Source organism: Ferrimonas balearica DSM 9799 (genome assembly GCF_000148645.1).
Taxonomy (GTDB): Bacteria; Pseudomonadota; Gammaproteobacteria; order Enterobacterales; family Shewanellaceae; genus Ferrimonas; species Ferrimonas balearica.
On the sequence record NC_014541.1, the window covers coordinates 4,201,698 to 4,226,406 of the forward strand.

A 24,709-nucleotide genomic window follows, 5' to 3' on the forward strand; every position below is an offset into this window, starting at 1 on the left:
CGCTATACTGGAGGCTCTGTCTCTGGGAGTCATCGCGATGGACGTCAACAAGCTGATCCTGGTTTTACTGGCCATTTTGCTGCCGCCCGTGGCGGTGTTTCTGCACCGCGGCATCGGCAGTGATCTGGTGATCAATATCCTGCTTTGCCTGTTCTTCTGGCTGCCCGGCGTATTGCACGCCCTCTACATCATCACCCGCTAAAAACGCAAAACGCCAGCCCGAAGGCTGGCGTGGTATGCCGTGAATTGGCCGCTTAACCGCAGACCGGACAACCCGGTCGCTTGGGCAGGCCCATTTCGCGGAACTCCATGGTCATGGCGTCGATCATCAGGATGCGGCCCGACAGGGTGCGCCCCATACCGGAGATCTGCTTCACCGCTTCGGTCGCCTGCAGACAGCCCACCATGCCCACCACCGGGGCCAGGATGCCACTCTCCACACAAGACAACTGTTGCTCGCCGAACAGGCTGGCAAAGCACTGATAGCAGGGCTTGTCCTCACCATAATCAAAGACGGTGACCAGCCCCTCCATGCGGATGGCAGCAGCGGAGATCAGCGGCACCTTCGCCTCGAAGCAGAACCGGTTCAGTTGTTCGCGGGTCATCAGGTTGTCGGTGCAATCCAGCACAATGCTGTGCTCGGCCACGGCGGCCGCCAGCTCCGGCTCATCCAGCAGACGGTCCACCACGTTGATGGTGACGTGGGGGTTCAGGCCGGACAACTCTTCGGCGGCGGAGCGCGCCTTATTGATGCCGATGCGGCTGTCCCGGTGCAGCACCTGCCGCTGCAGGTTGGACAGCTCAACATGGTCAAAGTCCACCAGGGTGATCTCACCGATGCCGGCGGTCACCAGATACTGAGCAGCGGCACAGCCCAGGCCCCCCGCCCCCAGCACCAGCGCTTTGGCCTGTTTCAACGCTTCCTGGCCATCCATGTCGAACGCCCGGATCACGATCTGGCGGTTGTAACGCAGCAGCTCCTGATCGGAGAGGATCTCGTCCATTACAAGCCTCCCAGCACCGCGTTAAAGGGCTCAACCGTGACCCGGCTGCCTGCGGCGGTGTCGCCCTGCTCGCGCGGCAGGATAATAAAGCAGTTGGCCCGGCTCATGGAGGTGGTCATGTCGGACCCCTGAGCGCCGGTGGAGGTGACGATCAGAGTGCCGTCTTCGGCGCGGGACAGAATGCCGCGTTGGTACTCCTGGCGGCCCGGCGCTTTGCGCAGGTCATCCTGCAGCACCGCGTCGAGGGTCAGAGCCGGACGGAAGGGCTCACCGGCCAGGTGGGCCAGCAGCGGCTGCACCAGCTGGTAGCAGGTCACCATGGAAGAGACCGGGTTCCCCGGCAGGCCGCAGAACCAGGCGTTGGGCAGACGGCCAAAGGCAAAGGGTTTGCCCGGCTTGATGGCCAGCTTCCAGAAGCTGATCTGGCCCATCTCGTCCAGCACTACCTTGATAAAGTCCGCTTCACCCACCGAAACGCCGCCGGAGGTGATCACCACATCCGCTTCCGCATCGGCGCGGCGGAACGCCGCACGCACCTGCTCAAGGTCATCGGGGATCACGCCCAGATCTCGCACCTCGCACCCCATGGCGGTCAGCATGCTGCGCAGAGCGTGGCGGTTGGAGTCATAGATTTCCCCCACCGCCAGCTCAGTGCCCGGGGCTTTCAGTTCATCACCGGTGGAGAACAGCGCCACCACCAGCTTGGGCCGCACCGGTACCTCAGCCACACCAACGGTGGCCAGCACACCCACTTCGGCGGCACTGATGCGGGTGCCCGCTCTCAACACGACAGTGCCGGCACGCAGTTCACTGCCGCGACTGCGGACAAAGTGGCCCGCACGGACGGACTCGGTAAATCGGACCCGGTCTTCGCCTTCGGCTTCCACCACTTCCTGCATCACGATGCTGTCCAGACCGGCGGGCAGGGCTGCACCGGTCATAATGCGCACGCACTGGCCCGGGCCCACTTCCCCCTCAAACGGCACCCCGGCAAACGCCTTGCCTGCCACGGTCAGCACCGCGCCCTCTGCCACGTCGGCAGCGCGAACGGCGTACCCGTCCATGGCAGAGTTGTCGAAGGGCGGCAGGTCGATGGCGGCGGCAATGTCCCTGGCCAGTACCCGACCCGGGCACTGTTCCAGCGACACCCACTGCTCCGTGTCCAGCGGCGCAACCTGTTCGCGCATCCGCGCAAGGGCATCAGCGGGCAGCATCAGCCCGGGTTGGCTACAGCAATCGTGACTCATCGGCTTGTCTCAAATTCCTGGGGTTTAACCGACATTATGCCACCGCCAGCACAATGTGCTGCCACATCGATCAACAAAGCCTTGCATTGGCGCCCGCGCTGCCTATAATTTCGCCCCTCGCTGGCCCCTGCCAGCAACCGAAACCGTAGTCCGGGTTCCCTCACCCCGTTAACCAAAAAGGTGACATTGATGCTTTCCTTGAGTGACGCGCAGATGAAGCGCGCCCTGGCCGTTCTGGTCAGTTTTCACATTCTGATTATCGCCTCCAGCAACTTCCTGGTGCAGCTGCCATTCCAACTGTTTGGCTACCACACCACCTGGGGCGCATTCTCATTCCCCTTCGTCTATCTGGCCACCGACCTGACGGTACGGATCTTTGGTGCCAGCGCCGCCCGTCGCATCATTTTCGGTGCCATGTTCCCGGCCCTGGTGATCTCTTATCTGGTTTCCGTGGTGTGGCATAACGGCGAGTTTGTCGGCCTGTCCGGCCTTAGTGAATTCAACACCTTTGTCGGCCGTATCGCCCTGGCCAGTTTTGCGGCCTACCTGTTTGGCCAGCTGATGGACATCAAGGTCTTTGCCAAGCTGCGTAAACAGGCGGCCTGGTTCGTGGCGCCGGCCGCCTCCACCGTGATCGGCAACTTTGTCGATACCGCGGTGTTCTTCTCCGTGGCGTTTTACGCCAGTGCCGATCCCTTTATGGCAGAACACTGGGTGGAAATTGCGACCGTCGACTACTTCTTTAAGCTCGCCATCAGTTTGTTGCTGTTTTTGCCGGCTTACGGGGTGCTTTTGCGCCTGTTGACCGATAGGATTCTGCGCCAGAACCCACAACAACATCCTCTGGCCTGATGAGCACTGCGCAACACTTCTCTTCCGACTGGCAGCAACGCTGCCGCCAATGGGCCGCCGCCGCAGGCAGCGACGGTGCCCATGACCTGACTCACATCGAACGGGTGGTGGCCACCGCCACCCGCTTGGGCCAGCACGCCAACGCCAACCTCGATATCATCCTGCCCGCGGCCTGGCTTCATGACGTGGTGCTGGTGGACAAGCGCGACCCGCGCCGCAGCCAGGCCTCCCAGCTGAGTGCTGATAAGGCGGTGGCCCTGCTGGCCGAGGCCGGGTACCCGACCCAGCTGCTGGACGCCATCCACCATGCCATCGCATCCCACAGTTGGTCGGCCGGCATCGAGCCCACCAGCCTGGAAGCCCAGATTGTGCAAGACGCCGACCGGCTGGATGCGCTGGGCGCCATCGGCCTGTCCCGCTGCCTGATGCTGGGGGGGCAGTGGAACCGCGAGCTGTACAACGCGGACGATCCGCTGGGCCAACAGCGCGACTGGGACGACAACCAGTACAACCTGGACCACCTGTTTATTAAACTGCAGCACCTGCCCGGTCAGCTTCGGACGGAAGCCGGTCGCATCGAGGGCCAGCGCCGCTGGGCCTGGATGCAGGGTTATCTCGACCAACTGGCCATCGAACTCGGACTCAAGCCATGATTCAGCAAACCATTCGCCCAGGCACCATCGAAGAGGTGGTGGCCATCAGTCAACAGATCCCGGAATTCAACGCTCCCTACGGCCGCGATGAGTACCAGCGCCGACTGGCCGATACCACTCACCTGATCCAGGTGGCAGAGGTGCAGGGCGAGCTGGCGGGTTTCAAGGTGGGCTACCAGCTGGACGATGGCGTGTTCTACTCCTGGATGGGCGGCATTGTGCCGGATTTCCGGGCATTGGGACTGGCCAGCCAGATGCTGGCGCAGCAGGAGCAGTGGGCCACTGAGCAGGGTTACCACAGCCTGAAAGTGAAAAGCCGCAACCGCTACGCCACCATGGTGGCGATGTTGCTGCGTCACGGATATCAGATAGAAGCCTTTGAAGATAAAGGGGAAACGGTGGCAGACCACCGCATCCACCTGCACAAAGAACTGAAAAAATAAGGATCCGAGCTTGCAAGAGTAAATGATATTGATTATCGTTTACTTGCGTTCCAATCCGGTGAGCCGCTCACACTCACCACCAACGCACATTGCTCACACATTGGCAGGCCAGCGCTCACACTGGCCTGTTTTTTTTGCGTTCAGCGCTGGCACATCGCCACAACCTGCTGCACCAGCTTATCGATGCCCTCAGCCGCCTCAGCAACATTGCCCGCCAACATATAAGCCGGTGACGACACCACCTGATGCACCTCATCCACTACGATGTCGGTCACCAGGCAGTCCTGGTGGGCGCCGCCCATCTGGGTGAACGCCTCAGCAGTGCCGGCGTCGGTGCCGATGGTGCCCTTTACCCCTTCACCATAAAGCTTCGGCAGCATGATCGGCGCGATGCAGAGAAAGCCACTGGGCTTGCCGGCGGCGGTAAAGGCCCGACAGGCCGCCATCACGTCCTCTTCCACCTCGCAGCCGGCACCGGCCACGGCAAAATCACACAGGTTTTTGGCGGCACCAAAACCGCCGGGCAGGATCACCGCGGCAAAGTCATCCACCACCAGTGCAGACAGTGGCTGGATCTCGCCTCGGGCGATGCGGGCCGATTCGACCAGGATATTGCGCTGTTCACCCTCGGCCACCTCGCCAGTGAGGTGGTTCACCACATGGCGCTGGTCGCGGTCCGGAGCAAAACACTGATAAGCCACACCCGCACGGGACAATGACAACAGGGTAAGGACCGATTCATGGATCTCGCTGCCGTCAAAAACGCCGCAACCACTCAAAATCACTGCGATGGGTTTCATGCCAAGACTCCTCTTTATTCCTTTAGTAGATTCAAACATATGTTCTATATGACTAAGGGTTTTAACAAATTTTTTACCGCGGGGTGGACCTGGTTAAATAGTATGCTAAGTTATCCTTCGACTTCAGGAAGGAACCTGTCGTTGTTCCCCCCTTCCCTGCCGATATCAGTCCAGTGCCAATGTCAATATCCACATTGCAGTGATCGGTCAGATCGCATTTTGAAGTCAAGCGATGATCCCTTGGATCCCGCATGGAAACTGGGTTTGCAGGAAAAACAGAGATCCCGATCACGGATCCCGATCCTTTTGTCCACAACCACTGTTCACAAAGTTATCCACAGCTTGAGCGCTGCGCTTTGCCATGCCTGACTCACTGGCAAATCGCCCCAGTAACATGGCATCCTAGCTGCCTTATATCCACAGATGAAACTGGCTTCTATGTCCCACTCAGCTCAAGCCCCACTGATCCTGGTTGATGGATCGTCCTACCTGTATCGCGCCTACCATGCGCCACCGCACCTGACCAACTCCCGTGGCGAACCCACCGGTGCGGTCTATGGTGTGGTCAACATGCTGCGCAGCCTGCTGAAGCAGTATGGGCCAAGCCATATGGCAGTGGTGTTTGACGCCAAAGGCAAGACCTTCCGGGACGAGATCTATGCCGAATACAAAGCCCACCGCCCGCCGATGCCGGACGATCTGCGCTGCCAGATCGAACCACTGCACGCCATCATTCGTGCCCTGGGCCTGCCGCTGATCTGCATCAGCGGTGTGGAAGCCGATGATGTGATCGGCACTCTGGCGCAACAAGCTGAGGCGGAAGGCCATGATGTGCTGATCAGCACCGGCGATAAAGATATGGCCCAGCTGGTCACCGATAAGATCACCCTGATCAACACCATGACCGATACCGTTATGGACGTTGAGGGCGTACACAACAAGTTTGGTGTGGGCCCGGAGCTGATCATCGATCTGCTGGCGATGATGGGGGATAAGGTCGACAACATTCCCGGCCTGCCGGGTGTCGGTGAGAAAACCGCGCTGGCCATGCTGCAGGGGATCGGCAGCCTGGAAGCGATCTACCAGGATGTCGACGCCGTGGCCGCTCTGGGCTTCCGTGGCGCCAAAACCATGCCGAAGAAGCTGGCCGAACACAAAGAGGCGGCCTTCCTCTCTTACACCCTGGCCACCATCAAGACCGATGTGGAGCTGGATCAGAAACCCTCGGAACTTCTGATTGGTGAGGCCGACCGTGACGCGTTGGCCAAGTTGTATGGCGATCTCGAGTTCCGTCGCTGGCTCAACGAAGTGCTGGATGGCGGCGCCATCCTGCCCGCCGGCAATGGCGATAATGGCGCCAGCGCCAAAGCCCCGGCCCAGAATGGTACGGAGCACGAGCTGATCCTGACCGAATCTCAGTTAGATACCTGGATCGAGAAGCTGAGCCAGGCCGAACTGTTTGCCATCGACACCGAAACCACCAGCATCGATTACATGGCCGCCGAACTGGTGGGCCTCTCCTTTGCCGTGGAAGCCGGAAAAGGCGCCTACCTGCCGGTCGCACACGATTACGAAGGGGCACCGGTTCAGCTGGACCGCGACACGGTCCTGGCCAAACTCAAACCGCTGCTGGAAGACACTGCGCCGCGCAAAGTGGGCCAGAACCTCAAGTACGATATGTCTGTGCTGGCCAAGTACGGCATCGCCCTGAACGGCATCGCCTTTGACACCATGCTGGAGTCCTACTGCTTTAACTCCACCGCCGGCCGCCACAATATGGATGATATGGCGCTCAAGTATCTGGGCCATAAAACCATCCACTTTGAGGACATTGCCGGTAAGGGCGCCAAGCAGAAGACCTTTAACCAGATCCCGCTGGAGGAGGCCGCTCCCTACGCGGCGGAAGACGCGGACATCACCCTGCGTCTGCACCAGCACCTGTGGCCACGCCTGCAGGAGCTGGCGGGACCGACCCGGGTATTTGAACAGCTGGAGCGCCCGCTGGTGCCGATCATGTCCGCCATGGAGCGTCACGGCGTACTGATCGACACCGATCAGCTGCACCAGCAAAGCAGCGAGATCGCCACCACCCTCGACAGCCTGGAACAACAGGCCCACGAGATCGCCGGCGAGGTGTTTAACCTGGGTTCCACCAAGCAGCTGCAAGCGATCTTCTTCGACAAGCTGGGCTACCCGGTCCTGAAGAAAACCCCTAAAGGGGCGCCCTCCACCGCCGAAGAGGTGCTGCAGGAGCTGGCACTGGATTACCCGCTGCCCAAGATCATCCTTGAGCACCGCAGCCTGGCCAAGCTGAAGAACACCTACACCGACAAGCTGCCGCAACTGGTTAAGCCGTCCGGTCGGGTGCACACCAGCTACCACCAGGCGGTGACCGCCACCGGTCGTCTCTCCAGCTCCGATCCGAACCTGCAGAACATCCCGATCCGTACCGCCGAGGGACGTCGCATTCGACAGGCTTTTATCGCGCCTGAAGGCTATAAGCTGCTGGCGATCGACTACTCCCAGATCGAACTGCGGATCATGGCGCACCTGTCGCAGGACAAGGGTCTGCTGGAGGCCTTTGCCGCCGGCAAGGACATTCACAAAGCCACCGCCGCCGAAGTGTTTGGCGTGGATTTTGACAGCGTGACCACTGAGCAGCGTCGCCGCGCCAAGGCGGTCAACTTTGGCCTGATCTATGGCATGTCGGCGTTTGGCCTGGCCAAGCAGCTGGATATCGGCCGTGCCGAGGCACAGGAGTACATCGACCGTTACTTCCACCGCTACCCGGGCGTACTGGAGTATATGGATCGCACCCGTGCCCAGGCCCACGATAAAGAGTATGTGGAAACCCTGATGGGCCGTCGCCTGCACCTGCCGGAGATCAACGCCCGCAACAAGATGCGCCAGCAGGCGGCAGAACGTACCGCCATTAACGCGCCGATGCAGGGCACCGCCGCCGACATCATCAAGAAGGCGATGCTGCTGGTGGCCGACTACCTCAGCCAGCAGGCGGAGGACGAAATCCACCTGATCATGCAGGTGCACGATGAACTGGTGTTTGAAGTGCGTGAAGGCGTGGCGGAACAGCACAAAGACGCCCTCTGTGAGCTCATGAGCCAGGCTGCCGAACTCGACGTGCCGCTGCTGGCAGAGGGGGGGCTGGGAGACAACTGGGATCAGGCCCACTGATCGAGTGAACCACTGCGGACGCACAACCCCGTGCGTCCGCGTGAATTTCATCACAAAAAATCGAATTCACCAGCGGCAGGGCTTTGACCTTGCCGCCGCTTTGGGTATCCTGTCTCGGTAGGGTACAGAGGTAAGATGTTCTATCTTTCAGACCTATTTATGATCGCCTTTTATGGTGATCGCCAAAATTTGGCACCCCGGCGACACTGTCGTCGGGGTTTTTTTGTGCCTGAATTTGGGCAAAGGGCCGCCAAAAAGTTAGAGCAAATACTTTAAATCGGGATTTGGGTAGGTTACATTGTCACCACTAGGCCTTCCCAAGTGACGGTTTAGTCTTGTTATCGTTGAAAAGCTTCTCCCCATAAAAGCTTTTATTACGCCGGCGACCACCTTTGGTCACCGGCTTTTTTCTTATTCGGGCTGGTCAATCTGGTTGGCCATATCGTCACGATGCAGCCACTCGTTCAGCACCTTCAGCGCCGGCTCTCGGCCAGTGCCCTTCAGTGACGAGAACAGTTGCACCACCACTTCGCCTTCCAGCTCCGCCAACTCCGCCTTTACATGGCGCAGAGTCTTGTTCTTTTCCGCCTGCTTCAGCTTGTCAGCCTTAGTCAGCAGCACCAGTACCGGCATACCGGCCGCCACACCCCAGCGGATCATATTGTGGTCCAGATCCTTGAGCGGATGACGCACATCCATCAGCACCACCAGCCCTTTCAGACAGCGACGATGCTCCAGGTATTCAGCCAGTGCCTGTTGCCACTTGATCTTCATCTCCAGCGGCACTTTGGCAAAACCGTAGCCGGGCAGATCCACCAGGCGCTTGTCCTCCGTTAAAGAGAACACGTTGATCAGCTGGGTACGGCCAGGACGCTTACTGGTGTGCGCCAGACCATTGTGATCGGTCAGGGTATTCAGGGCACTGGATTTACCAGCGTTGGAACGGCCTGCAAAGGCGATCTCCACCCCTTCATCGGGCGGCAGATGATGGATATCCGGGGCGCTGGTAACAAAGCGGGCCAGACGGAAATCGACTTGGAATTCGGTCACGGGGGTCTCCAATCAGGTCAGCAGAGCAGCGGGCCGGGATCACAAAACGACCCCGAGCTTAGACCTGGCTCAGATTTCGTGTAAAATGCCGCTGCGTGCTCCCCACAGTGTAACAGGGGACCCATGCCGCAGGGAAAGAAACGCCACCGATATAATAAGTTGGAACACCATGAAAAAGTTTGCTGTTGTCTTTGCTGTGCTGTCCATGTTCTCCACCCTGGCCCAGGCTGAGGGCAACCCTGAAGCGGGCAAGGCGAAAGCCGTGACCTGCATCGCCTGCCACGGAGCGGATGGCAACAGCCCCATTGAGATGTATCCGAAAATCGCCGGCCAACACACCGGCTACCTGGTTAAGCAGTTGAAGGAGTTCCGTCAGGCTGCCAAAACCGGTGGTCAGGAAGGCCGTAACGACCCCATCATGAGCGGCATGGCCATGGCACTGAGCGATGAAGACATCGCCGACGTGTCCGCCTACTTCGCCAGCCAGGCCATCAGTGAAGGCCCCGCTGCCGATGCTGCTGTACAAGAGAAAGGCCACCAGCTCTACATGGGCGGTGACGCTTCTCGTCAGATCACTGCCTGCGTTGCCTGCCACGGCGTCAAAGGTGAAGGCATGGGCCTGGCCGGTTACCCGGCACTGGCTGACCAGCATCCCGCCTACCTCAAGGCGCAGCTGGAGAAGTTCCGCAGCGGTGACCGCAACAACGATATGAACGGCATGATGGCCGGCGTCGCCAAGAACCTGAGCGACGAAGACATCGCCATCCTGGCGCAGTACATCTCCGCCATCGAGTAAGACTCCCTCGCGGAGAAAAAGCGGGCCATCTGGCCCGCTTTTTGTTTTTCAGTCACTTTATCTACCCAGGGTCCAATTCCCAGAGATTCCCCTAAATGGTCAGACCCTTTTCCAGGCGGACTCACCAATGGATACAATTTGGATACAGACAAGACCCATTGAGTTTGTAAGACATTTGCCATAGTTGGTGGCGGTAATGCCTGCGTTGTTAAAACCCCTTCTGCTGATAACCTTCGTTAAATCATTACCTTAGTGATTTAACAAAAAATATTGCGTTACATCTCATCACAAAAAAAGTTGCGATCCAGCTCAAATTACGTAGAGTAGGCACCGAAACGGAGCGGGTGACTGGTAACGGATATCAGCACCCACCAGGAAACTCTTTAGGATGAAGAGCGGCACTGGAAGCCACACTTAGGATAAGACGGGCCGGAGAGTCCGAACCCAAGGAAATTGGGTTTACAAGGATGGTACCTTGAACGTCAGGATGACGTGGTCGTTAGGAAGACGACTGACACTGTGTTACGGATGACGACACAGGAAAGAGAATAAAGGTCCGGAGTGACCACAAACAACAACTGCACGCATGGAAGCAGGCAATAATAAGACGGAAGTCAGACCGGGAAGTCTCATCGCAGGTAGGGAATGCCTGGTTAAAGAATAGGGGAGTGTCTAAGACACCCTTGGTAAGGCGGCAGAGTAATCTGCCGCCTTTTTTATCATCGTTTTGCATATAATGGCCCCCATCGACGTCCCGACAGGAAACCCCATGCTCTGCCCCCTGTGCCAGCACCCCGATACCGGCCATTACCACCAGGACAAGCGACGCCACTATTTCCAATGTCAGCGTTGCGATCTGGTGTTTGCCGATCCCGCCGCCCTGTTGCCTGCCCAGGCAGAGAAAGACCAATACGACAAGCACAACAATGACCCCGCTGACGCCGGTTACCGTCGCTTTCTGGCACGTCTGGCCACGCCACTGCAGGAGCGCCTGTCGCTGGGTGCTGAAGGGTTGGACTTTGGCTGTGGGCCGGGCCCCACCCTGTCGTTGATGATGACCGAAGCGGGTTTCCCCAGCGCCATCTATGATCCCTACTTCGCACCGGACCGCACTCCGCTGCGCCGCCAATACGATTTCATCACCTGCACCGAGGCGATCGAACACTTCTATCGCCCCGCGCGGGAGTGGCAACTGTTGGTGAGTCTGCTGAAGCCCGGCGCCTGGCTCGGCCTGATGACCAAGCTGGTGCGCGGCCCGCAGGCGTTTGCCCAGTGGCACTACAAGAACGACCCGACCCACGTCAGCTTTTTCAGCCAGCGTACCTTCGAGTATCTGGCCAAACGCGATGGCCTGGTGCTGGAGTTCATCGGCGCCGACGTTATTCTGCTGCAAAAACCGGCATAATCTGGTATAAACCCGCCCCCTATTGGAGGCTCTATGACCCGTATTAAGAAATCCCGAAAAGTAAATTCCAACGGCCCGACCCGGCCGGCCCGGGAGAAGGCCAACGCCGCCAAGGCCAGAGCCGGCAAGAAAGCCGGTAAAGGCCAGGCCAGCGGCAGCCGCCACAGCCAGTCCAAGCTGGCCCTGGCCCGCCAGGAGCGCGCCGAGACCGATCCGCGCCTGGGCAGCAAAACCCCGGTCGCCCTGTTCGTCGACAGCACCGCACCGGCCAAGCCGGCAGCCAAGGCACTGGCGCCGGATGTGGAACTGGCCAAGCTGGAGGCGGATCCGCGCCTGAACCTGCTGCTGGAGCGCACTGAAGCCGGTGAGACCCTCAAGCCGAAGGATCAGCAGTGGCTTGACGCCACTCTGGACCGCATCGCTGACCTGATGCAGCAGCTGGGCCTGGATGTGGAAGAAGATGACGCGTTTGAGGAAGAGAACGCCGACGGCGAGCCGGATCTGTTCAGCCGCTTTGAGCAGGGTGCCGACCTGCTGGATCAGTACAAGGAGTAACAATGCCAACATGGATGGTGGCCATCGCCACCGGGATCATCATCGCCCTGGCTGGCTACGCCGCTGCCCTGTTATGGCAATTGCGCCAGCAACGCCAACGTCAGGCCCGACTCAAGACTGAGCGCCGGGCCACGCTGGCGGAGCAGATCCAGCTTATCGCCAAAGCCTGTCTGGAAAAGCAGTGTGAGCCATCCGAAGGTGCACTGCGCCTGGTTAACCTGCTGCGCGCCCTGCCGGACAGCGATATGGACGCCCTGCGTCAGCAGTATCCGGTACTGCACGAGCTGTTCGACAAGGTGGCCGACCACCCCATTCTGGACGCGCGCAAAGCGCTTAAGCGCAATGAGCGCATGAAGCTGGATATGGAGCGCGCCCACTGGGAAGCTCGCCTGGGCCCGAAGCTGGACCCGGAGCTGACCCAACTGGCCGCGCTGCAGTAGGCCCTACTCGGGACACTGAGGGGGCGCCAGCGAACGTGCCTCCAGCAGCCCCTTCAGTTGTCTGAGCTCGCCGGTGCAGGCGTCCAGCGCTTGCTGTGACGCCCTGGCCACCGAGTGCCAGCCCTTATCCTGATATTTGTCCACGTCCATGCGGTGCAACCCCGCCAGTGACGATACCCGACACCAGCGCTTCTGCAGTGCCGCGTCATCCACCTGCTGCCAATGGCTTATCGGCTGCACTTTTTTGCCGATTTCACACACTCCGGCCTGCGCCAGCGGCGTCAAAACGACGCAAAGTGCCACGGCTGTCACAACTCTCCCTAGCATTAACAACACCTCCTTCGCAATTCTGTTGCCACATTGGTCAAATTTGGGGCCATGATCAATGGCGAGGTCGGCCAAAAGGTGCATAATGCGGACAGTCCGATCCCAAGGAGACGCTTTCGTGCAGGATAAAATCAGCTGGAATCAGGCCCTGATTGAGAAATACAACTACTCTGGGCCCCGCTACACCTCATACCCGACCGCCATCGAATTCCATAAAGATTTTTCCGATGCCGATCTCCGTCAGGCCATCATCGGCTCTGACAAGCGCGACCTTTCCCTTTATATCCACGTGCCCTTCTGCCACAAGCTTTGCTACTACTGTGGCTGCAACAAGATCATCACTCGCCACCCGCATAAGGCAGACCAGTACCTGGACTACCTCGAGCGTGAGATCAAAAACCGGGCACCGCTGTTCGCCGATTACACCGTTACCCAGATGCACTGGGGCGGCGGCACCCCGACCTTCCTCAACCACGAGCAGATCCGTCGCCTGACCGGCCTGTTGAAGCAGCACTTCAACTTCGCCAACGAAGGGGAGTTCTCCATCGAGATCGACCCGCGCGAGATTGAGCTGGAAACCGTGGATGTGCTGAAAGAGGTTGGCTTTAACCGCATCTCCGTTGGCGTCCAGGACTTCAATAAGGACGTGCAGAAGGCGGTCAACCGCGAACAGGACGAGCAGTTTATCTTCGACCTGGTGAAGTACGCCCGCGAGCAGGGCTTCCAATCCACCAACGTTGACCTGATCTACGGCCTGCCGCACCAGACCCCGGAAAACTTCCAGGAAACCCTGGAGCGCATCAAGGCGCTGAGCCCGGATCGCCTCTCCATCTTCAACTACGCGCACCTGCCGCACCGTTTTGCCGCACAGCGTAAGATCCACGAAGAAGATCTGCCGAGCCCGCAGCAGAAGCTGAAGATCCTGGAAAACAGCATCAACACCCTGACCGGTGAAGGCTACCAGTTTATCGGCATGGACCACTTCGCCAAGCCGGACGACGAGCTGGCCAAGCTGCAGCGCGCTGGCAAACTGCACCGTAACTTCCAGGGCTACACCACTCAGCCCGACGCCGACCTGCTGGGCCTGGGCGCTTCCGCCATCTCCAGCATCGGTAACGCTTACGCCCAGAACCAGGTGGCGCTGAAGGACTACTACGACGCCATCGACGCCGAAGGCCATGCGCTGGTGAAGGGCTGCTCTCTGGAGCGTGACGACTTTATCCGTCGTGCCGTGATCAAGCAGCTGATCTGCCACTTCGAGCTGGACACCACCACCATCGAGCGTGACTGGGACATCAACTTCAACGAGTACTTCGCCGAAGACCTCAAGCTGTTGACCCCCTTCATCGAAGACCAGCTGGTGGAAGTGGAAGGCAACATCATCCGCGTCACCGCCCAGGGCAACCTGCTGATCCGCAACATCTGCATGTGCTTCGACCGCTACCTGCGTGAGAAAGCCCGCCAGCAGCAGTTCAGCCGGGTTATCTGATCCCCGGGACAAAAAAAGCCGCCAGCAGGCGGCTTTTTTTATGTCCGGTTACCCCCCGCGGGCAGCCTTGCGAGCCCGCAGCTGCGCACGTTCCGCCTCGCTGATAAAAGCCAGCTCCAGGCCGTTGTGCTGGATCTGGCGCAACTGCTCAAGGGTCAGGCCGATACGCTGGTGCGCCATACGGTACTCAAACGGTACCGAGTTGGCGGAGACACCCGGGTCATCGGTGTTGAGACAAACCTTGATGCCCGCCTCAACAAACTGACGAATGGGGTGCACCTCGTAATCCGCCACGGAGTTTGCGTGCACATTGGAGGTGGGGCAGGATTCAATGCCGATGCCGCGCTCCGCCAGCATCGCCAGCAAACGGGGATCCTGAGTGGCGGTGGTGGCGTGGCCCAGACGAGTGGCGCCCAGCTCATTCACCGCCTGCCAGATGCTGCTCGGCGGCCCCGGTTCACCGGCATGGATGGTGACGTTCAGGCCAGCGTCACGCACCCGCTTAAAGTGGTCCACAAACAGGTCGCCCGGGAAGCCCTCTTCATCTCCGGCCAGATCACAGGCCACGAAGTGATCACGCTGGCGCAAAATCGCGTCCAGTTCACGGTGGCAGGCCTCCTGACCATCCCCCCGGCACAGAATGCCGATCAGGTTCACCTTCACCCCTGTGGCGCGGGCAGCGCTTTGAACGCCATCAATCACCGCTTCCACCACACCGTCCATGGCCAGGCCATGAGGCCCCGCCATATAGGCCGGGGAGAAACGCAGCTCGGCGTAATCCACCCCTTCCAGGGCCAAATCTTCCACATTCTCCCGCGCCACCCGGTGCACCGCATTGAGATCCCCCAGTACCGCCACCTGATAATCCAGCTTGGCCAGCAGGGCTTCCACGGAGGGGCAACGGTCCACGACCTGAAGATAGGGGCGCAGGGCGGCGAGGGTATCGGCGGGCAGCGCGATATTAAAACGGCGACCAAGGTCCAGTACGGTTTCCGGACGGACGCTGCCGTCCAGATGGCGGTGCAGATCGGTCAGCACCAGAGAAGCATCAATCATGGGTACAGTTCTGTTTTCTTATTGACCCGTTATGCCATCCCAATTGGCACAACGAATCCGCTACAATGGCGCAACCCCGCTCCCAGGAGTCGGTGGAAAAGGATAACGAAAACAAGGAAAAAAACGATGAAAAAGTGCCTGGGACTGGTGCTGTTGCTGCTGGCCGGCTGCGCCTCCACTCCGCCCCCCACCGAGCAACTCAACCAACTGATGGACGACACCTGGGCACAGCAGTTGGCGGCCTCACCGTCGCTGGCCCATCGCTATGGTGATGCCGACGCGGCCGGCCGGCTGTCTGACGTTTCTCCGGAATCCCTGGCGGCCCAAAACCGCGCTTACCAATCTCTGCTGGAGCGGGCCGAGGCGATCGACAGTGACAGTCTGTCGAGCCAGTCTCAGGTGGACCTCGCCATTCTGCTGGGGATCCTCAACAACCAGGTCGACAGCTACCAGTACAAAGAACACCTGCTGCCCATCTCCTCAGAAGGCGGCTTCCACGCCTATGTGGCCAGCTTTGCCCGCAGTGCCCGACTGGATGACGCCGAAGCGATCGAGCACTACCTCAGCCGTCTGCAGGCTCTGCCGGTCTACTTCGATCAACAGATAAGCTGGATGCGCCAGGGCATGGCGGAAGGGATCACCGTGCCCCGGGTGGTACTGCCGGGCTTTGAAGACAGCATCACCGCGTTTATTCCCGACAGCCCTGAGCAGAGCCTCTACTACCGCCCACTGGACGCATTGGGTGAGGAGCATGCCGATGCCAAAGCCCGGGGACTGAAACTGGTGTCTGAAGCGGTCATCCCCGCTTATCAGGGCTTCTACGACTTCTTCGTCAATGAATACCAGCCCGCTGCGCGCCAGACCATTGCCGCCAGCGACCTGCCCAACGGTCAGGCCTACTACGAAAACCGGGTACGCCACTTCACCACCCTGGGCATGAGCGCCGACGAGGTGCATCAACTGGGTTTGAACGAGGTGGCCCGTATCCGTGCTGAGATGGAGCAGGTGATTGCCGACCTGGGCTTTGAAGGCAGCTTTGCGGAGTTCCTCACCTTCCTGCGCACCGACCCCCAGTTCTATGCCACCAGCCCGGATGAGCTGCTGCGCTACGCCGCGTTCCTGTCCAAGCAGGCCGACGCCATGCTGCCCCGCTTCTTTACCACCCTGCCACGCACCCCCTATGGCATTAAGCAGGTTCCGGCCGAAATCGCGCCGAAATACACCACCGGACGTTACTCCGGCGCCAGCCGCGATGACCAGCCTGGCTACTACTGGGTCAACACCTACGCCCTCGATAAGCGCCCACTGTACGAGATGGAAGCCCTGACCCTGCACGAAGCGGTACCGGGCCACCACCTGCAGATCGCCCTGAGCCAGGAGCAGGAGGTGCACCTGCTGCGCCGTAACCACTACATCAGCGCCTTTGGTGAGGGTTGGGGCCTGTACGCTGAGAAGCTGGGCCTGGAAGGGGGCTTCTACCAGGACCCCTACAGCAACTTTGGCCGATTGACCTACGAGATGTGGCGGGCCTGCCGCCTGGTGGTGGACACCGGCATGCACGCCAAAGGCTGGAGCCGCGATCAGGCGCTGGCGTTCCTGGCGGACAACACCGCCCTGTCGCTGCACAATGTCGGCACTGAGATTGACCGCTACATCTCCTGGCCGGGTCAGGCGGTGTCCTACAAAGTCGGTGAACTGACCCTGTGGCGCCTGCGTCAGAAGGCCGAGGCGGAGTTGGGTGACCAGTTCGACCTCCGTGCCTTCCATGACCAGATCCTGGGTGGCGGCTCCATGCCGCTGGCCGAACTGGAGCGACAGCTGGATTTGTGGATCAGCAGCCAGCGCCAGGGGTAAACTCAAATCAGATTTCGCGGGGCCTCGGCCCCGCCTCACGTTGGGAGCCCTTATGGACAAGCACACCGAAACCGAAGTGCAGGCCGCCGTTTTTCGCCGTCTGCTCAGCCACCTCGACAGCCACAAAGAGGTGCAGAACATCGACCTGATGATCCTCGCGGATTTCTGCCGCAACTGCCTGGCCAAATGGTACATGGCGGAAGCCGGTGAGCGGGGTGTTGAGGTGGATTATGATGCTGCGCGGGAAGCGATCTACGGCATGCCCTACAGCGAGTGGAAAGCCAACCACCAGCAACCAGCCACGCCAGAACAACTGGCCGCTTTCGAGGCCCGTCAGGCCGCTAAGAAAGCCAATTCATGAGCGTGGATTCACTGTGGCAGCAGGTCGAACAGGGCCAGTTTGCCGGTGTCGATGGGGTGGCGGTGCACTACGCCATATTGCGCCACCCCAACGAGCGGGGGGCCGTGGCTCTCTGTACCGGCCGGGTGGAAACCTACCTGAAGTACGCTGAGCTGGTGGCTGAACTCTACGGGGCGGGCTTTACCCTCTACCTGTGGGACCACCGTGGGCAGGGCCTGTCCGGCCGGATGCTGGATAATCCCCACATCGGCCACGTGCGCCGCTTTGACGACTACATCGAAGATTTCCACCGCTTCTACCAACAACATATCGCCCCGGCAGGACACCGCTACCGCGCCCTGCTGGGTCACTCCATGGGTGGGGCCATTGCCACCGCTTACCTGCAGCGCTACCCCGAGCACTTCCAGGCTGCGGCCCTGTCTGCGCCCATGTACGGCATCCGGCTGCCGGTGGCCAAGGCGATACTGCAACCTCTGGTGTCGCTGTTGGCCAGCCTGACCCCGGGACGCTACGTCCCCGGCGGTCACGATTACGAGCCGGTGCGGTTTGAGGAAAACGAGTTAACCGGTGATGCCGGGCGATACCAAAGCTTTCGGGCCCTGTATGAGGCGCAGCCTCAGCTGCAGTTGGGTGATCCCAGCCTGAACTGGCTGAAAGAGGCGCTGCAACAGGTCGACCACCTGGCGGTGGCCGAGGTGACGGTGCCGATCCTGGTGATGCAGGCGGGACAGGACAGCATTGTCGACAATGCTGCGCAATGCGCCTTTTGCGCGCGCCAGCCCCAACACCAGCTGATCCGCTACGACGGTGCCCGCCATGAGATCCTGATCGAGCAGGACCCCATCCGCAGCGCCGCCATTACGGCGTCGATGCAGTGGTGGGAACGGCATGGAGCTGCTGCACCTTCAACAGTTTCAACAGCGAATCAAGCGGCCGTGGCGCGCTGAACAGGTAACCCTGGAAGCGACGTCCTCCCTGGCCCAGCAACACTTCGTAGCACGCTTCCTCATCAACGCCGTGGGCGGTCCACGGCAGCTCAAGGGCGCGGATCACCTGCACCTGAGCCCGCAGCAGGGCCTGGGCCTGGGGCCGCGCCAGTGAACCAAAGTGGCGGCAATCCAGTTTCACCTCGGTCAGCGGCAGCGCCAGCAGTTGCGCCGGGGCCATCAGACCGCTGCCCAGGTCATCCAGCACCAGGTCAACGCCCAACGCCACCAGTGCTTCCAGCCGGCTCAGTTCGTCATCCTCGCAGTTCAGCAACTCCCGCTCAGATAACTCAATCGCCAGCGCCTGACGGCCGATACCGTGGCGTTCCATCTGGTGGCGAAGCTGATCAATAAAATCGGTGGCCATCAGCTGACGCAGTGACAGGTTCAGACTCATACGGTCCACGCCATGTCGGCGCAGCGACGCCAAATCCCGGCAGGCTTGCTCCAGTTGCAGCTCAGTCAGCTGGTCGCTCATGCCGTAGCGCTTCAGCACCGGCAGGAACTGGTCAGGCAGGATCTCGCCTCGTTCCGGGTGGTGCCAGCGCAGCAGCGCTTCTACCGTCAGGATCTCCCGGTCCGGGTCCATCACCGGCTGGTAATGCAACCGCAATTGATTGTGTGTCAGGGCCTGGTGCAAGCCATCACGTAACCACAGCAGGCGACGCGCCTCCTGGTGCAGGGCGGGGCGGTAGACGCGGGTGCTGCTGCGTTCGTACTCTTTGGCGTCAAACACCGCCAGCTCAGCCTGTGCCAGCACCGTGTTGGTGTCCTGATCCGGCCCCGGCACAAACACACTGATGCCGATGGTGGCCCCCATATGCAACGGGGAGCCCTCCAGCAACCAGGGCTTGGCCAGACCATCATGAATTCTGCGCCCCAACTGCTCGGCCTGCTCCATCGGGGTATCTCCAGGACGACACGCCACCATCAGGGCGAATTCGTCCCCCTCCAGTCGCAGTATCATGCTGGCTTCCGGCACCAGCTTGTGCAGCCGCCTTTCCACCTGTTCCAGCAGGCGATCACCGGCCTGGTGGCCGTGGACATCATTGATCACCTTAAAATCATCCAGATCGAGGTAGAGCAGCAAAGCCCCATCGTTGGCCACATCAGCGGCCTGGACGGCGGGCTCAAGCCGACGCAGCAGGGCCGGGCGATTGAGGCCAGAGGCATGGCTGTCGCCGCTGAGCCCCAGCTGCGGCTGTCCCAGTTCATTGGTGATGTCGGTGTGGGTGCCAATCATGCGGCGGGGGCGGCCATCGCGGTCCCAATCCACCATCATCGCTTTGTCCAGTACCCAGATGTAATGACCATCCCGGTGGCACAACCGATGCAGGTTCTCAAACTCGCCAATATGGCCCTCGATGTATTCCTGCAACTGGCGCAGTACCCGGCCGCGGTCCTCCGGGTGCAAACGCTGTTCCCAGGCATCGAAGCTGGACACCAGCTCATCGTCACGGTATCCCAGCATCGCCTTCCAATGGTGGGAGAGGAACACGGTGTTGGTGTCCAACTGCCAATCCCAGACGCCCAACTTGAGCCCTTCGACCGCGTACAACCAGCGCTGCTCACTGGCCACCAACTGGGCATAGCTCTCGCGCAAACGCTGATTGCTCTGGGCCATGCTGTCACTGAGGTCCACCAGCTCCGCCAGCCCCTGATCGGTGGGCAGTTTCAGCTCGGGCTCGCCCAACCGCGGCACTTGTCGGGTCAGGGCATTCATTGGCACCACCAGATAGCGGTAACCCAGCATCAGTAAGCCCACGGCCAGCACCAGCGCCACCACCCACAGCCAGGAGAGGCGATCGGTAAACTGCTTTTGAGTGATGGTATTGAGGGGGGTCAGATCCTGCTCAAGGTAGAGCAGGCGAGGTACCAGCTGGGGCTTTAGCTGCACCAGGGGATAGTAGATCTGCAGGCTGCCGCGCATCGGATCCTGATGAAACTGCGCCCGCCCGGCCAACAGCGCTTTGCGCGCCAGTTCACTCTGGTAGCCATCCAACAGGCGGTTGGCCTGGCCTCCACGCCAGATCAGCTGGCTGCCGAAATAGATGCGTTGGTCCCGGTCGACAATCGCGGCTGACAGCAGACTGCTCTCCTGCGCCCACTGCAACATGATCTGCTCCGCCACTTCGGCGGTTCGGCTGCTGCCGCCGGTCACCAGCATCTGTTCCAGCTGTTGGGCCCGCTGCTTCAGCAGGTGGCGCTGGGCGTCCTGCAGATGGCTGCGCATCATGTCCCGTCCCAGGACAAAATCCACTCCCACCAGCGTGACGACATAGAGCAGCAGCGATACGCTCATCACCAGCAGTAACGGCCAGCGGGGTTTAGGCAACCGGGCCAGCAACGGCCAGCGCGTTGATGGGGTCACGGCCTGACTTCCTTGTTGGGTTCCTGCTTCCTAGCATACCGATCCGTTCAGGGCGATGATAGGGTCAGAAAGTGAACACCATTACCTGCCAGAAAATCCCGTTAAGGGCAGTGATTCTGCCCATCAGAGAAACACCAGAGAAGACGAGAAAAAGGCGTGAAAACCATCCCGGCAGGTTGCGGCAAGGGACAGGTCGGTTTAGGTTGAAAGGATGCAGCCCCAATTCCGCCACTTAAGCTTTCGAATACCCCCGGCAAACCGTGATTTTGCCGGGGACGTAGCTCAATGGTAGAGCAGCGGGTTTATACTCCGTAGCGCCAGATAAGCGGCTGGTTGTGGGTTCGAGTCCCACCGTCCCTACCATCTCAATCAGGCGTGCTGGCCCGCCACATAGCCGCTGCTCCAGGCCCACTGGAAGTTAAAGCCCCCCAGCCAGCCGGTTACGTCCATCACCTCTCCCACAAAAAACAGGCCAGGTACTGACTTGCATTCCATGGTTTTGGAGGAGAGTTCGTCGGTGTCGACGCCGCCCAGGGTCACTTCGGCAGTGCGATAACCCTCATCACCGGCCGGTTTCAGTTGCCAGCCATTAAGCTTGCCCGGAATGGTCTCCAGTGCGGCCTTGTTGAGCTGGCCCAGAGGCAGGTTCTGCCAGCCGTGGTAGGCCACCAGGGCTTCCGCCAGGCGCGCCGGGAAGTGCTCAGACAGCCAGGTCAGCAGCTGTCGCTTGGGCGAGCGCTGGCGGGCTTCGGTCAGGGACTGGGCTGCATCCAGTGACGGCAGCAGGTCGATGGTGACGGCCTCACCGCTCTGGCGGTAGTTGGACGCCTGCAGCACCGAGGGGCCGGACAGGCCACGGTGGGTGATCAGCATCTGCTCGGTAAAGCTCGGCCCCCGGGCAGCCTGAACGCTGGTGGTCAGACTGATGCCGGACAGCGGCTCGAAGTGCTGTTTTTCAACGGGTTGCAGGGTGAAGGGCACCAGACCCGCACGGGTAGGGCGCACCTTCAGGCCAAACTGCTCAGCAATTTGGTAGCCGAACGGGGTGGCGCCCAGCTTCGGCATCGACAGGCCACCGGTCGCCACCACCAGCGATTCACACTGGATGCGACCGGCGCTGGTGGCGAGGCTGAAGCCGCCCTCCACCTGACTGACCGCTTCGATGGTGGTACGCAGCCGGATCTGCACCTGGCCCTTGTCGCACTCCGCCAGCAGCATGCTGACGATATCTTTGGCGGAATCATCACAGAACAGCTGGCCGTGGTCGCGCTCGTGGTAGGCGATATTGTGTCGCACCACCATATCGAGGAAATCCCACTGGGTGTACTGAGCCAGCGCCGACTTGGGAAAGTGCGGGTTGGCACAGAGGTAGTTGGCCGGCTCCATATACAGGTTGGTGAAGTTGCAGCGGCCGCCGCCGCTGATCAGGATCTTCTTGCCCGCCTGTTTGGCGTGATCCAGCACCATGACCCGGCGACCACGGGCCGCCGCGGTGGCTGCACACATCAAGCCGGCGGCACCGGCGCCGATCACTACCACATCTGTCTGCATTATTGATTTCCGTCAGCAGTCTGAATGAACAAAAAGGGGATGCCTCGGCATCCCCTTATAACCTTAGCGCCGCATCACTCCGGCTTCATGTCCCGCCCAAGCAAGGCCCGGGCGGCATCCTGTACCGGTTTGCCCTCATAGAGCACCTGATACAGTTGATCAGTAATCGGCATTTCGACCCCCTGACGTTTGGCCAGCAGGTACACCTCTTTGGCGTTACGGTAGCCCTCGACAACCTGACCGATCTCCTCCATCGCCAGCTCCACCCCTTTGCCCTGGCCCAGGGCCAGACCGAAGCGGCGGTTACGTGACAGGTTGTCGGTACAGGTCAGCACCAGATCACCCAGACCGGCCATGCCCATAAAGGTGTCCTTGTCGGCACCCAGTGAGCAGCCCAGTCGGCACATCTCCACCAGACCACGGGTGATCAGGGCAGTACGGGCGTTGGCGCCAAAGCCAATGCCGTCGGACATGCCGGCGCCAATGGCGATCACGTTCTTCACCGCACCACCGAGCTGCATGCCGATAAAGTCCGGGTTGATGTACACCCGCATCCAAGTGCCGCAGTGCAGCAGCTGGGCCATCTCTTCGGCAAACTCCGGGTCGGTGGCGGCCAGGGAGATGGCGGTAGGCAAACCGGCGGCCATCTCTTTGGCAAACGTCGGGCCGGACAGCACCGCCAGCGGGATGCTATCGCCGAGGATCTCACGGGCCACATCCTGAAGCAGGCGACCGGTTTCCGGCTCCAGCCCCTTGGTGGCCCAGAGGATTCGGGCGTCATCACGCAGCAGCGGCTTGGCGCGGCTGAGCACTTCACCGAAGACGTGGCTGGGCACCACCACCAACACATCGCGGGAGGCGGCCAGGGCTTTGGCCAGATCGGCCTCTACCACCAGCGGGTCAGGGAAGGCGGCACCGGGCAGGAACGCGTCATTGCAGCGGTCCTGTTCCAGCTGGGCCATATGCTCGGGCTCGTGGCCCCACAGTACGGTGCGATGGCCGTTGCGGGCCAACGAAATAGCAAGGGCGGTGCCGTATGACCCCGCCCCGAGTACCGTAATCGCGGCTTGTTCAGTCAACTGAAAAGCTCCTGAGGTAATTAGGCGTCTGCCTGAGCACCTTCAGCGGCGGCTTCTTGCTGACGCTTCTGCAGGTATTGGGCAAACAGGGCATCGAAGTTCACCGGCGCCAGGTTCAGCGGCGGGAAGGTGCCACGGTTAACCAGGCTGGCCACGGCTTCGCGGGCGTACGGGAACAGGATGTTGGGGCAACCGGCGCCCAGGGCGTGGGCCAGTTGCGGCTCAGGCAGGTTGGAGATGGTGAAGATACCGGCCTGCTGCACTTCGCACAGGAACGCCACGTCTTCGCCCACTTTGGTGGTCACGGTGATGGAGATCACCACTTCGAAGGTGTCGTCTGCCAGCTTGCTGGAGCGGGTGTCCAGGTCCAGCTTCACTTCCGGCTTCCACTCTTTCTGGAAGATGGTCGGAGAGTTCGGAGTCTCGAAAGAGATGTCCTTGGTGTATACGCGCTGGATCTGGAACTGCGGAGCAGCTTGTTCGTTAGTGGCGGCGTTGTTGGTTGCTTCAGCCATTGTTTTTCCTACCTTAAATTTGTTCGTTATGTCGGGCTTCCATTCGCCGAGCCGGACGCCAAAGTGTCAGGCGACCAACGTTGCTGCGGACGGGTCCCCGTTATAGGGGTCGTTGATGGGGGCTGCGGCCGCCTCTGCGACCGCCATCCAATCAGCGTTTTTTCTTCCGTACCACCGGCAGATTCGCGGCGTTCCAGTCGGTCATGCCACCGTGCAGGTTGTAGACCTGCTCGAAACCGGCTTTAACCAGTACCTGGGCCGCCTGGGACGAACTGATCCCGGCGTTGCACACCACAATGATGGGGTCGTTCTTAAACTTTTCAACCGCCCCCAGCTGATTATTTTTGATCTGGGACAGGGGCACATTGATGGCGTCGACGATGTGGCCTTTCTTAAATTCGTCGGCACCGCGCACGTCCAGCACCTTGGCATCCTGACGGTTGATCAGCAGGGTAGCTTGCTGGTGAGAAACGGTTTTGAACTTGGTCAACTTGCTCTTAACCAGAGACATGATGAACATCGCCAACAGGGCGACCCAGATCAGGCTGAGTACCGGGTTGCGGGCGAAAAAGTCGATGTATTCCTGCATGAAAGTGCCTGTTAACTGACGCTATGAGTGAAATAACGGGCAGCAAGTATACCCTGTCATTTCCAAGGATGCAGCGTTGATGCGGCGGGATGGG

At 60.3% G+C, this 24,709-nt stretch carries 24 protein-coding genes and 1 tRNA gene; 14 read left to right on the plus strand and 11 right to left on the minus strand.

The window, feature by feature from the left end; all coding sequences use genetic code 11:
- Window positions 1–37: 37 nt before the first annotated feature.
- Window positions 38–202: a YqaE/Pmp3 family membrane protein gene (locus FBAL_RS20050; protein ID WP_013347230.1), complete on the plus strand. Its 165-nt coding sequence runs from the start codon at window positions 38–40 to the stop codon at window positions 200–202.
- Between the two features lie 52 nt (window positions 203–254).
- On the opposite strand, the gene moeB is transcribed toward FBAL_RS20050, so the two are convergent.
- Both moeB and moeA read right to left on the minus strand, forming a co-directional pair.
- The gene (moeB, locus tag FBAL_RS19035; RefSeq protein WP_013347231.1) at window positions 255–1,004 is read right to left on the minus strand and encodes a molybdopterin-synthase adenylyltransferase MoeB; all 750 of its coding nucleotides are present in this window, start codon (window positions 1,002–1,004) and stop codon (window positions 255–257) included.
- A complete protein-coding gene (gene moeA, locus FBAL_RS19040; protein ID WP_013347232.1) occupies window positions 1,004–2,251 on the minus strand; it encodes a molybdopterin molybdotransferase MoeA in 1,248 nt (415 codons plus the stop codon). Before moeA ends, moeB begins: the two co-directional genes overlap by 1 nt.
- A gap of 189 nt (window positions 2,252–2,440) precedes the next feature.
- Between moeA and FBAL_RS19045 the strand changes: the two genes are divergently transcribed.
- Genes FBAL_RS19045 through FBAL_RS19055 form a run of 3 tightly spaced genes read left to right on the plus strand, consistent with a single transcriptional unit; the run spans window position 2,441 to window position 4,199 of the window.
- Window positions 2,441–3,103, plus strand: coding sequence for a 7-cyano-7-deazaguanine/7-aminomethyl-7-deazaguanine transporter (locus tag FBAL_RS19045; RefSeq protein ID WP_013347233.1), 663 nt, complete (start codon window positions 2,441–2,443; stop codon window positions 3,101–3,103).
- Window positions 3,103–3,756 carry an HD domain-containing protein gene (locus FBAL_RS19050; RefSeq protein ID WP_013347234.1) on the plus strand — a complete coding sequence of 218 codons (654 nt, stop codon included), beginning with the start codon at window positions 3,103–3,105 and terminating at the stop codon, window positions 3,754–3,756. Before FBAL_RS19045 ends, FBAL_RS19050 begins: the two co-directional genes overlap by 1 nt.
- The gene (locus tag FBAL_RS19055) at window positions 3,753–4,199 is read left to right on the plus strand and encodes a GNAT family N-acetyltransferase (protein WP_013347235.1); all 447 of its coding nucleotides are present in this window, start codon (window positions 3,753–3,755) and stop codon (window positions 4,197–4,199) included. Before FBAL_RS19050 ends, FBAL_RS19055 begins: the two co-directional genes overlap by 4 nt.
- 140 nt (window positions 4,200–4,339) lie before the next feature.
- Here FBAL_RS19055 and elbB read toward each other — a convergent pair whose 3' ends face one another.
- Window positions 4,340–4,999, minus strand: a complete 660-nt coding sequence (elbB, locus tag FBAL_RS19060) for an isoprenoid biosynthesis glyoxalase ElbB (protein WP_013347236.1) — start codon at window positions 4,997–4,999, stop codon at window positions 4,340–4,342.
- Between the two features lie 438 nt (window positions 5,000–5,437).
- Between elbB and polA the strand changes: the two genes are divergently transcribed.
- Entirely contained in the window at window positions 5,438–8,191 is a 2,754-nt protein-coding gene (gene polA / locus FBAL_RS19065; RefSeq protein WP_041251911.1) for a DNA polymerase I, read from the plus strand.
- 411 nt (window positions 8,192–8,602) lie between these two features.
- On the opposite strand, the gene yihA is transcribed toward polA, so the two are convergent.
- Window positions 8,603–9,241: a ribosome biogenesis GTP-binding protein YihA/YsxC gene (gene yihA, locus FBAL_RS19070; RefSeq protein ID WP_013347238.1), complete on the minus strand. Its 639-nt coding sequence runs from the start codon at window positions 9,239–9,241 to the stop codon at window positions 8,603–8,605.
- 169 nt (window positions 9,242–9,410) lie between these two features.
- Between yihA and FBAL_RS19075 the strand changes: the two genes are divergently transcribed.
- The 4 genes from FBAL_RS19075 (at window position 9,411) to FBAL_RS19090 (ending at window position 12,437) form a co-directional block, all read left to right on the plus strand.
- Complete coding sequence (locus FBAL_RS19075) at window positions 9,411–10,037, plus strand: c-type cytochrome (RefSeq protein ID WP_013347239.1); 627 nt, start codon at window positions 9,411–9,413, stop codon at window positions 10,035–10,037.
- Between the two features lie 769 nt (window positions 10,038–10,806).
- Window positions 10,807–11,442, plus strand: a complete 636-nt coding sequence (locus tag FBAL_RS19080; RefSeq protein ID WP_013347240.1) for a class I SAM-dependent methyltransferase — start codon at window positions 10,807–10,809, stop codon at window positions 11,440–11,442.
- Between the two features lie 33 nt (window positions 11,443–11,475).
- On the plus strand, window positions 11,476–11,997 hold the full coding sequence (yihI, locus tag FBAL_RS19085; RefSeq protein WP_013347241.1) for a Der GTPase-activating protein YihI: 522 nt from the start codon (window positions 11,476–11,478) through the stop codon (window positions 11,995–11,997).
- A 2-nt stretch (window positions 11,998–11,999) separates the two neighbouring features.
- The gene (locus FBAL_RS19090; RefSeq protein ID WP_013347242.1) at window positions 12,000–12,437 is read left to right on the plus strand and encodes a DUF2489 domain-containing protein; all 438 of its coding nucleotides are present in this window, start codon (window positions 12,000–12,002) and stop codon (window positions 12,435–12,437) included.
- Between the two features lie 3 nt (window positions 12,438–12,440).
- On the opposite strand, the gene FBAL_RS19095 is transcribed toward FBAL_RS19090, so the two are convergent.
- Window positions 12,441–12,749 carry a hypothetical protein gene (locus FBAL_RS19095; RefSeq protein ID WP_148226785.1) on the minus strand — a complete coding sequence of 103 codons (309 nt, stop codon included), beginning with the start codon at window positions 12,747–12,749 and terminating at the stop codon, window positions 12,441–12,443.
- Between the two features lie 100 nt (window positions 12,750–12,849).
- On the opposite strand from FBAL_RS19095, the gene hemN reads away from it, so the two are divergent.
- Window positions 12,850–14,253 (plus strand): oxygen-independent coproporphyrinogen III oxidase, encoded by a 1,404-nt coding sequence (gene hemN / locus FBAL_RS19100; protein ID WP_083771261.1) that lies wholly within the window; start codon window positions 12,850–12,852, stop codon window positions 14,251–14,253.
- 48 nt (window positions 14,254–14,301) lie between these two features.
- On the opposite strand, the gene add is transcribed toward hemN, so the two are convergent.
- Window positions 14,302–15,309, minus strand: coding sequence for an adenosine deaminase (add, locus tag FBAL_RS19105; RefSeq protein ID WP_013347245.1), 1,008 nt, complete (start codon window positions 15,307–15,309; stop codon window positions 14,302–14,304).
- Between the two features lie 126 nt (window positions 15,310–15,435).
- Between add and FBAL_RS19110 the strand changes: the two genes are divergently transcribed.
- Genes FBAL_RS19110 through FBAL_RS19120 form a run of 3 tightly spaced genes read left to right on the plus strand, consistent with a single transcriptional unit; the run spans window position 15,436 to window position 18,471 of the window.
- Entirely contained in the window at window positions 15,436–17,163 is a 1,728-nt protein-coding gene (locus FBAL_RS19110; RefSeq protein WP_013347246.1) for a DUF885 domain-containing protein, read from the plus strand.
- A gap of 52 nt (window positions 17,164–17,215) precedes the next feature.
- Window positions 17,216–17,524 (plus strand): DUF1244 domain-containing protein, encoded by a 309-nt coding sequence (locus FBAL_RS19115; RefSeq protein WP_013347247.1) that lies wholly within the window; start codon window positions 17,216–17,218, stop codon window positions 17,522–17,524.
- Window positions 17,521–18,471 carry an alpha/beta fold hydrolase gene (locus FBAL_RS19120; RefSeq protein WP_013347248.1) on the plus strand — a complete coding sequence of 317 codons (951 nt, stop codon included), beginning with the start codon at window positions 17,521–17,523 and terminating at the stop codon, window positions 18,469–18,471. The genes FBAL_RS19115 and FBAL_RS19120 overlap by 4 nt, the downstream gene beginning before the upstream one ends.
- On the opposite strand, the gene FBAL_RS19125 is transcribed toward FBAL_RS19120, so the two are convergent.
- On the minus strand, window positions 18,383–20,881 hold the full coding sequence (locus tag FBAL_RS19125) for a putative bifunctional diguanylate cyclase/phosphodiesterase (RefSeq protein WP_013347249.1): 2,499 nt from the start codon (window positions 20,879–20,881) through the stop codon (window positions 18,383–18,385). The two genes, FBAL_RS19120 and FBAL_RS19125, sit on opposite strands and share 89 nt — an antisense overlap.
- A gap of 271 nt (window positions 20,882–21,152) precedes the next feature.
- Here FBAL_RS19125 and FBAL_RS19130 point away from each other — a divergent pair.
- Window positions 21,153–21,244: transfer RNA gene (locus FBAL_RS19130), tRNA-Ile, on the plus strand.
- Window positions 21,245–21,250: 6 nt separating this feature from the next.
- Here FBAL_RS19130 and FBAL_RS19135 read toward each other — a convergent pair.
- From FBAL_RS19135 to FBAL_RS19150, 4 genes are all read right to left on the minus strand, one after another.
- Window positions 21,251–22,432, minus strand: coding sequence for a BaiN/RdsA family NAD(P)/FAD-dependent oxidoreductase (locus FBAL_RS19135; RefSeq protein ID WP_013347250.1), 1,182 nt, complete (start codon window positions 22,430–22,432; stop codon window positions 21,251–21,253).
- Window positions 22,433–22,506: 74 nt separating this feature from the next.
- Complete coding sequence (gene gpsA, locus FBAL_RS19140) at window positions 22,507–23,511, minus strand: NAD(P)H-dependent glycerol-3-phosphate dehydrogenase (protein WP_013347251.1); 1,005 nt, start codon at window positions 23,509–23,511, stop codon at window positions 22,507–22,509.
- Window positions 23,512–23,531: 20 nt separating this feature from the next.
- Window positions 23,532–24,026: a protein-export chaperone SecB gene (gene secB / locus FBAL_RS19145; protein WP_013347252.1), complete on the minus strand. Its 495-nt coding sequence runs from the start codon at window positions 24,024–24,026 to the stop codon at window positions 23,532–23,534.
- Between the two features lie 151 nt (window positions 24,027–24,177).
- Window positions 24,178–24,615: a rhodanese-like domain-containing protein gene (locus FBAL_RS19150; RefSeq protein WP_013347253.1), complete on the minus strand. Its 438-nt coding sequence runs from the start codon at window positions 24,613–24,615 to the stop codon at window positions 24,178–24,180.
- Between the last annotated feature and the right edge of the window lie 94 nt (window positions 24,616–24,709).

What these genes read in the sequence shown, in the direction of transcription:
- FBAL_RS19090 (WP_013347242.1), top strand. Translation starts at nt 12,000, where the DNA reads ATGCCAACATGGATGGTGGCCATCGCCACCGGGATCATCATCGCCCTG.
- FBAL_RS19050 (WP_013347234.1), top strand. Translation starts at nt 3,103, where the DNA reads ATGAGCACTGCGCAACACTTCTCTTCCGACTGGCAGCAACGCTGCCGC.
- FBAL_RS19055 (WP_013347235.1), top strand. Translation starts at nt 3,753, where the DNA reads ATGATTCAGCAAACCATTCGCCCAGGCACCATCGAAGAGGTGGTGGCC.
- secB (WP_013347252.1), bottom strand. Translation starts at nt 24,026, where the DNA reads ATGGCTGAAGCAACCAACAACGCCGCCACTAACGAACAAGCTGCTCCG.
- FBAL_RS19080 (WP_013347240.1), top strand. Translation starts at nt 10,807, where the DNA reads ATGCTCTGCCCCCTGTGCCAGCACCCCGATACCGGCCATTACCACCAG.
- FBAL_RS20050 (WP_013347230.1), top strand. Translation starts at nt 38, where the DNA reads ATGGACGTCAACAAGCTGATCCTGGTTTTACTGGCCATTTTGCTGCCG.
- hemN (WP_083771261.1), top strand. Translation starts at nt 12,850, where the DNA reads ATGCGGACAGTCCGATCCCAAGGAGACGCTTTCGTGCAGGATAAAATC.
- polA (WP_041251911.1), top strand. Translation starts at nt 5,438, where the DNA reads ATGTCCCACTCAGCTCAAGCCCCACTGATCCTGGTTGATGGATCGTCC.
- FBAL_RS19045 (WP_013347233.1), top strand. Translation starts at nt 2,441, where the DNA reads ATGCTTTCCTTGAGTGACGCGCAGATGAAGCGCGCCCTGGCCGTTCTG.
- moeB (WP_013347231.1), bottom strand. Translation starts at nt 1,004, where the DNA reads ATGGACGAGATCCTCTCCGATCAGGAGCTGCTGCGTTACAACCGCCAG.
- FBAL_RS19115 (WP_013347247.1), top strand. Translation starts at nt 17,216, where the DNA reads ATGGACAAGCACACCGAAACCGAAGTGCAGGCCGCCGTTTTTCGCCGT.
- FBAL_RS19110 (WP_013347246.1), top strand. Translation starts at nt 15,436, where the DNA reads ATGAAAAAGTGCCTGGGACTGGTGCTGTTGCTGCTGGCCGGCTGCGCC.
- FBAL_RS19120 (WP_013347248.1), top strand. Translation starts at nt 17,521, where the DNA reads ATGAGCGTGGATTCACTGTGGCAGCAGGTCGAACAGGGCCAGTTTGCC.
- moeA (WP_013347232.1), bottom strand. Translation starts at nt 2,251, where the DNA reads ATGAGTCACGATTGCTGTAGCCAACCCGGGCTGATGCTGCCCGCTGAT.
- FBAL_RS19075 (WP_013347239.1), top strand. Translation starts at nt 9,411, where the DNA reads ATGAAAAAGTTTGCTGTTGTCTTTGCTGTGCTGTCCATGTTCTCCACC.
- FBAL_RS19150 (WP_013347253.1), bottom strand. Translation starts at nt 24,615, where the DNA reads ATGCAGGAATACATCGACTTTTTCGCCCGCAACCCGGTACTCAGCCTG.
- FBAL_RS19135 (WP_013347250.1), bottom strand. Translation starts at nt 22,432, where the DNA reads ATGCAGACAGATGTGGTAGTGATCGGCGCCGGTGCCGCCGGCTTGATG.
- elbB (WP_013347236.1), bottom strand. Translation starts at nt 4,999, where the DNA reads ATGAAACCCATCGCAGTGATTTTGAGTGGTTGCGGCGTTTTTGACGGC.
- add (WP_013347245.1), bottom strand. Translation starts at nt 15,309, where the DNA reads ATGATTGATGCTTCTCTGGTGCTGACCGATCTGCACCGCCATCTGGAC.
- yihI (WP_013347241.1), top strand. Translation starts at nt 11,476, where the DNA reads ATGACCCGTATTAAGAAATCCCGAAAAGTAAATTCCAACGGCCCGACC.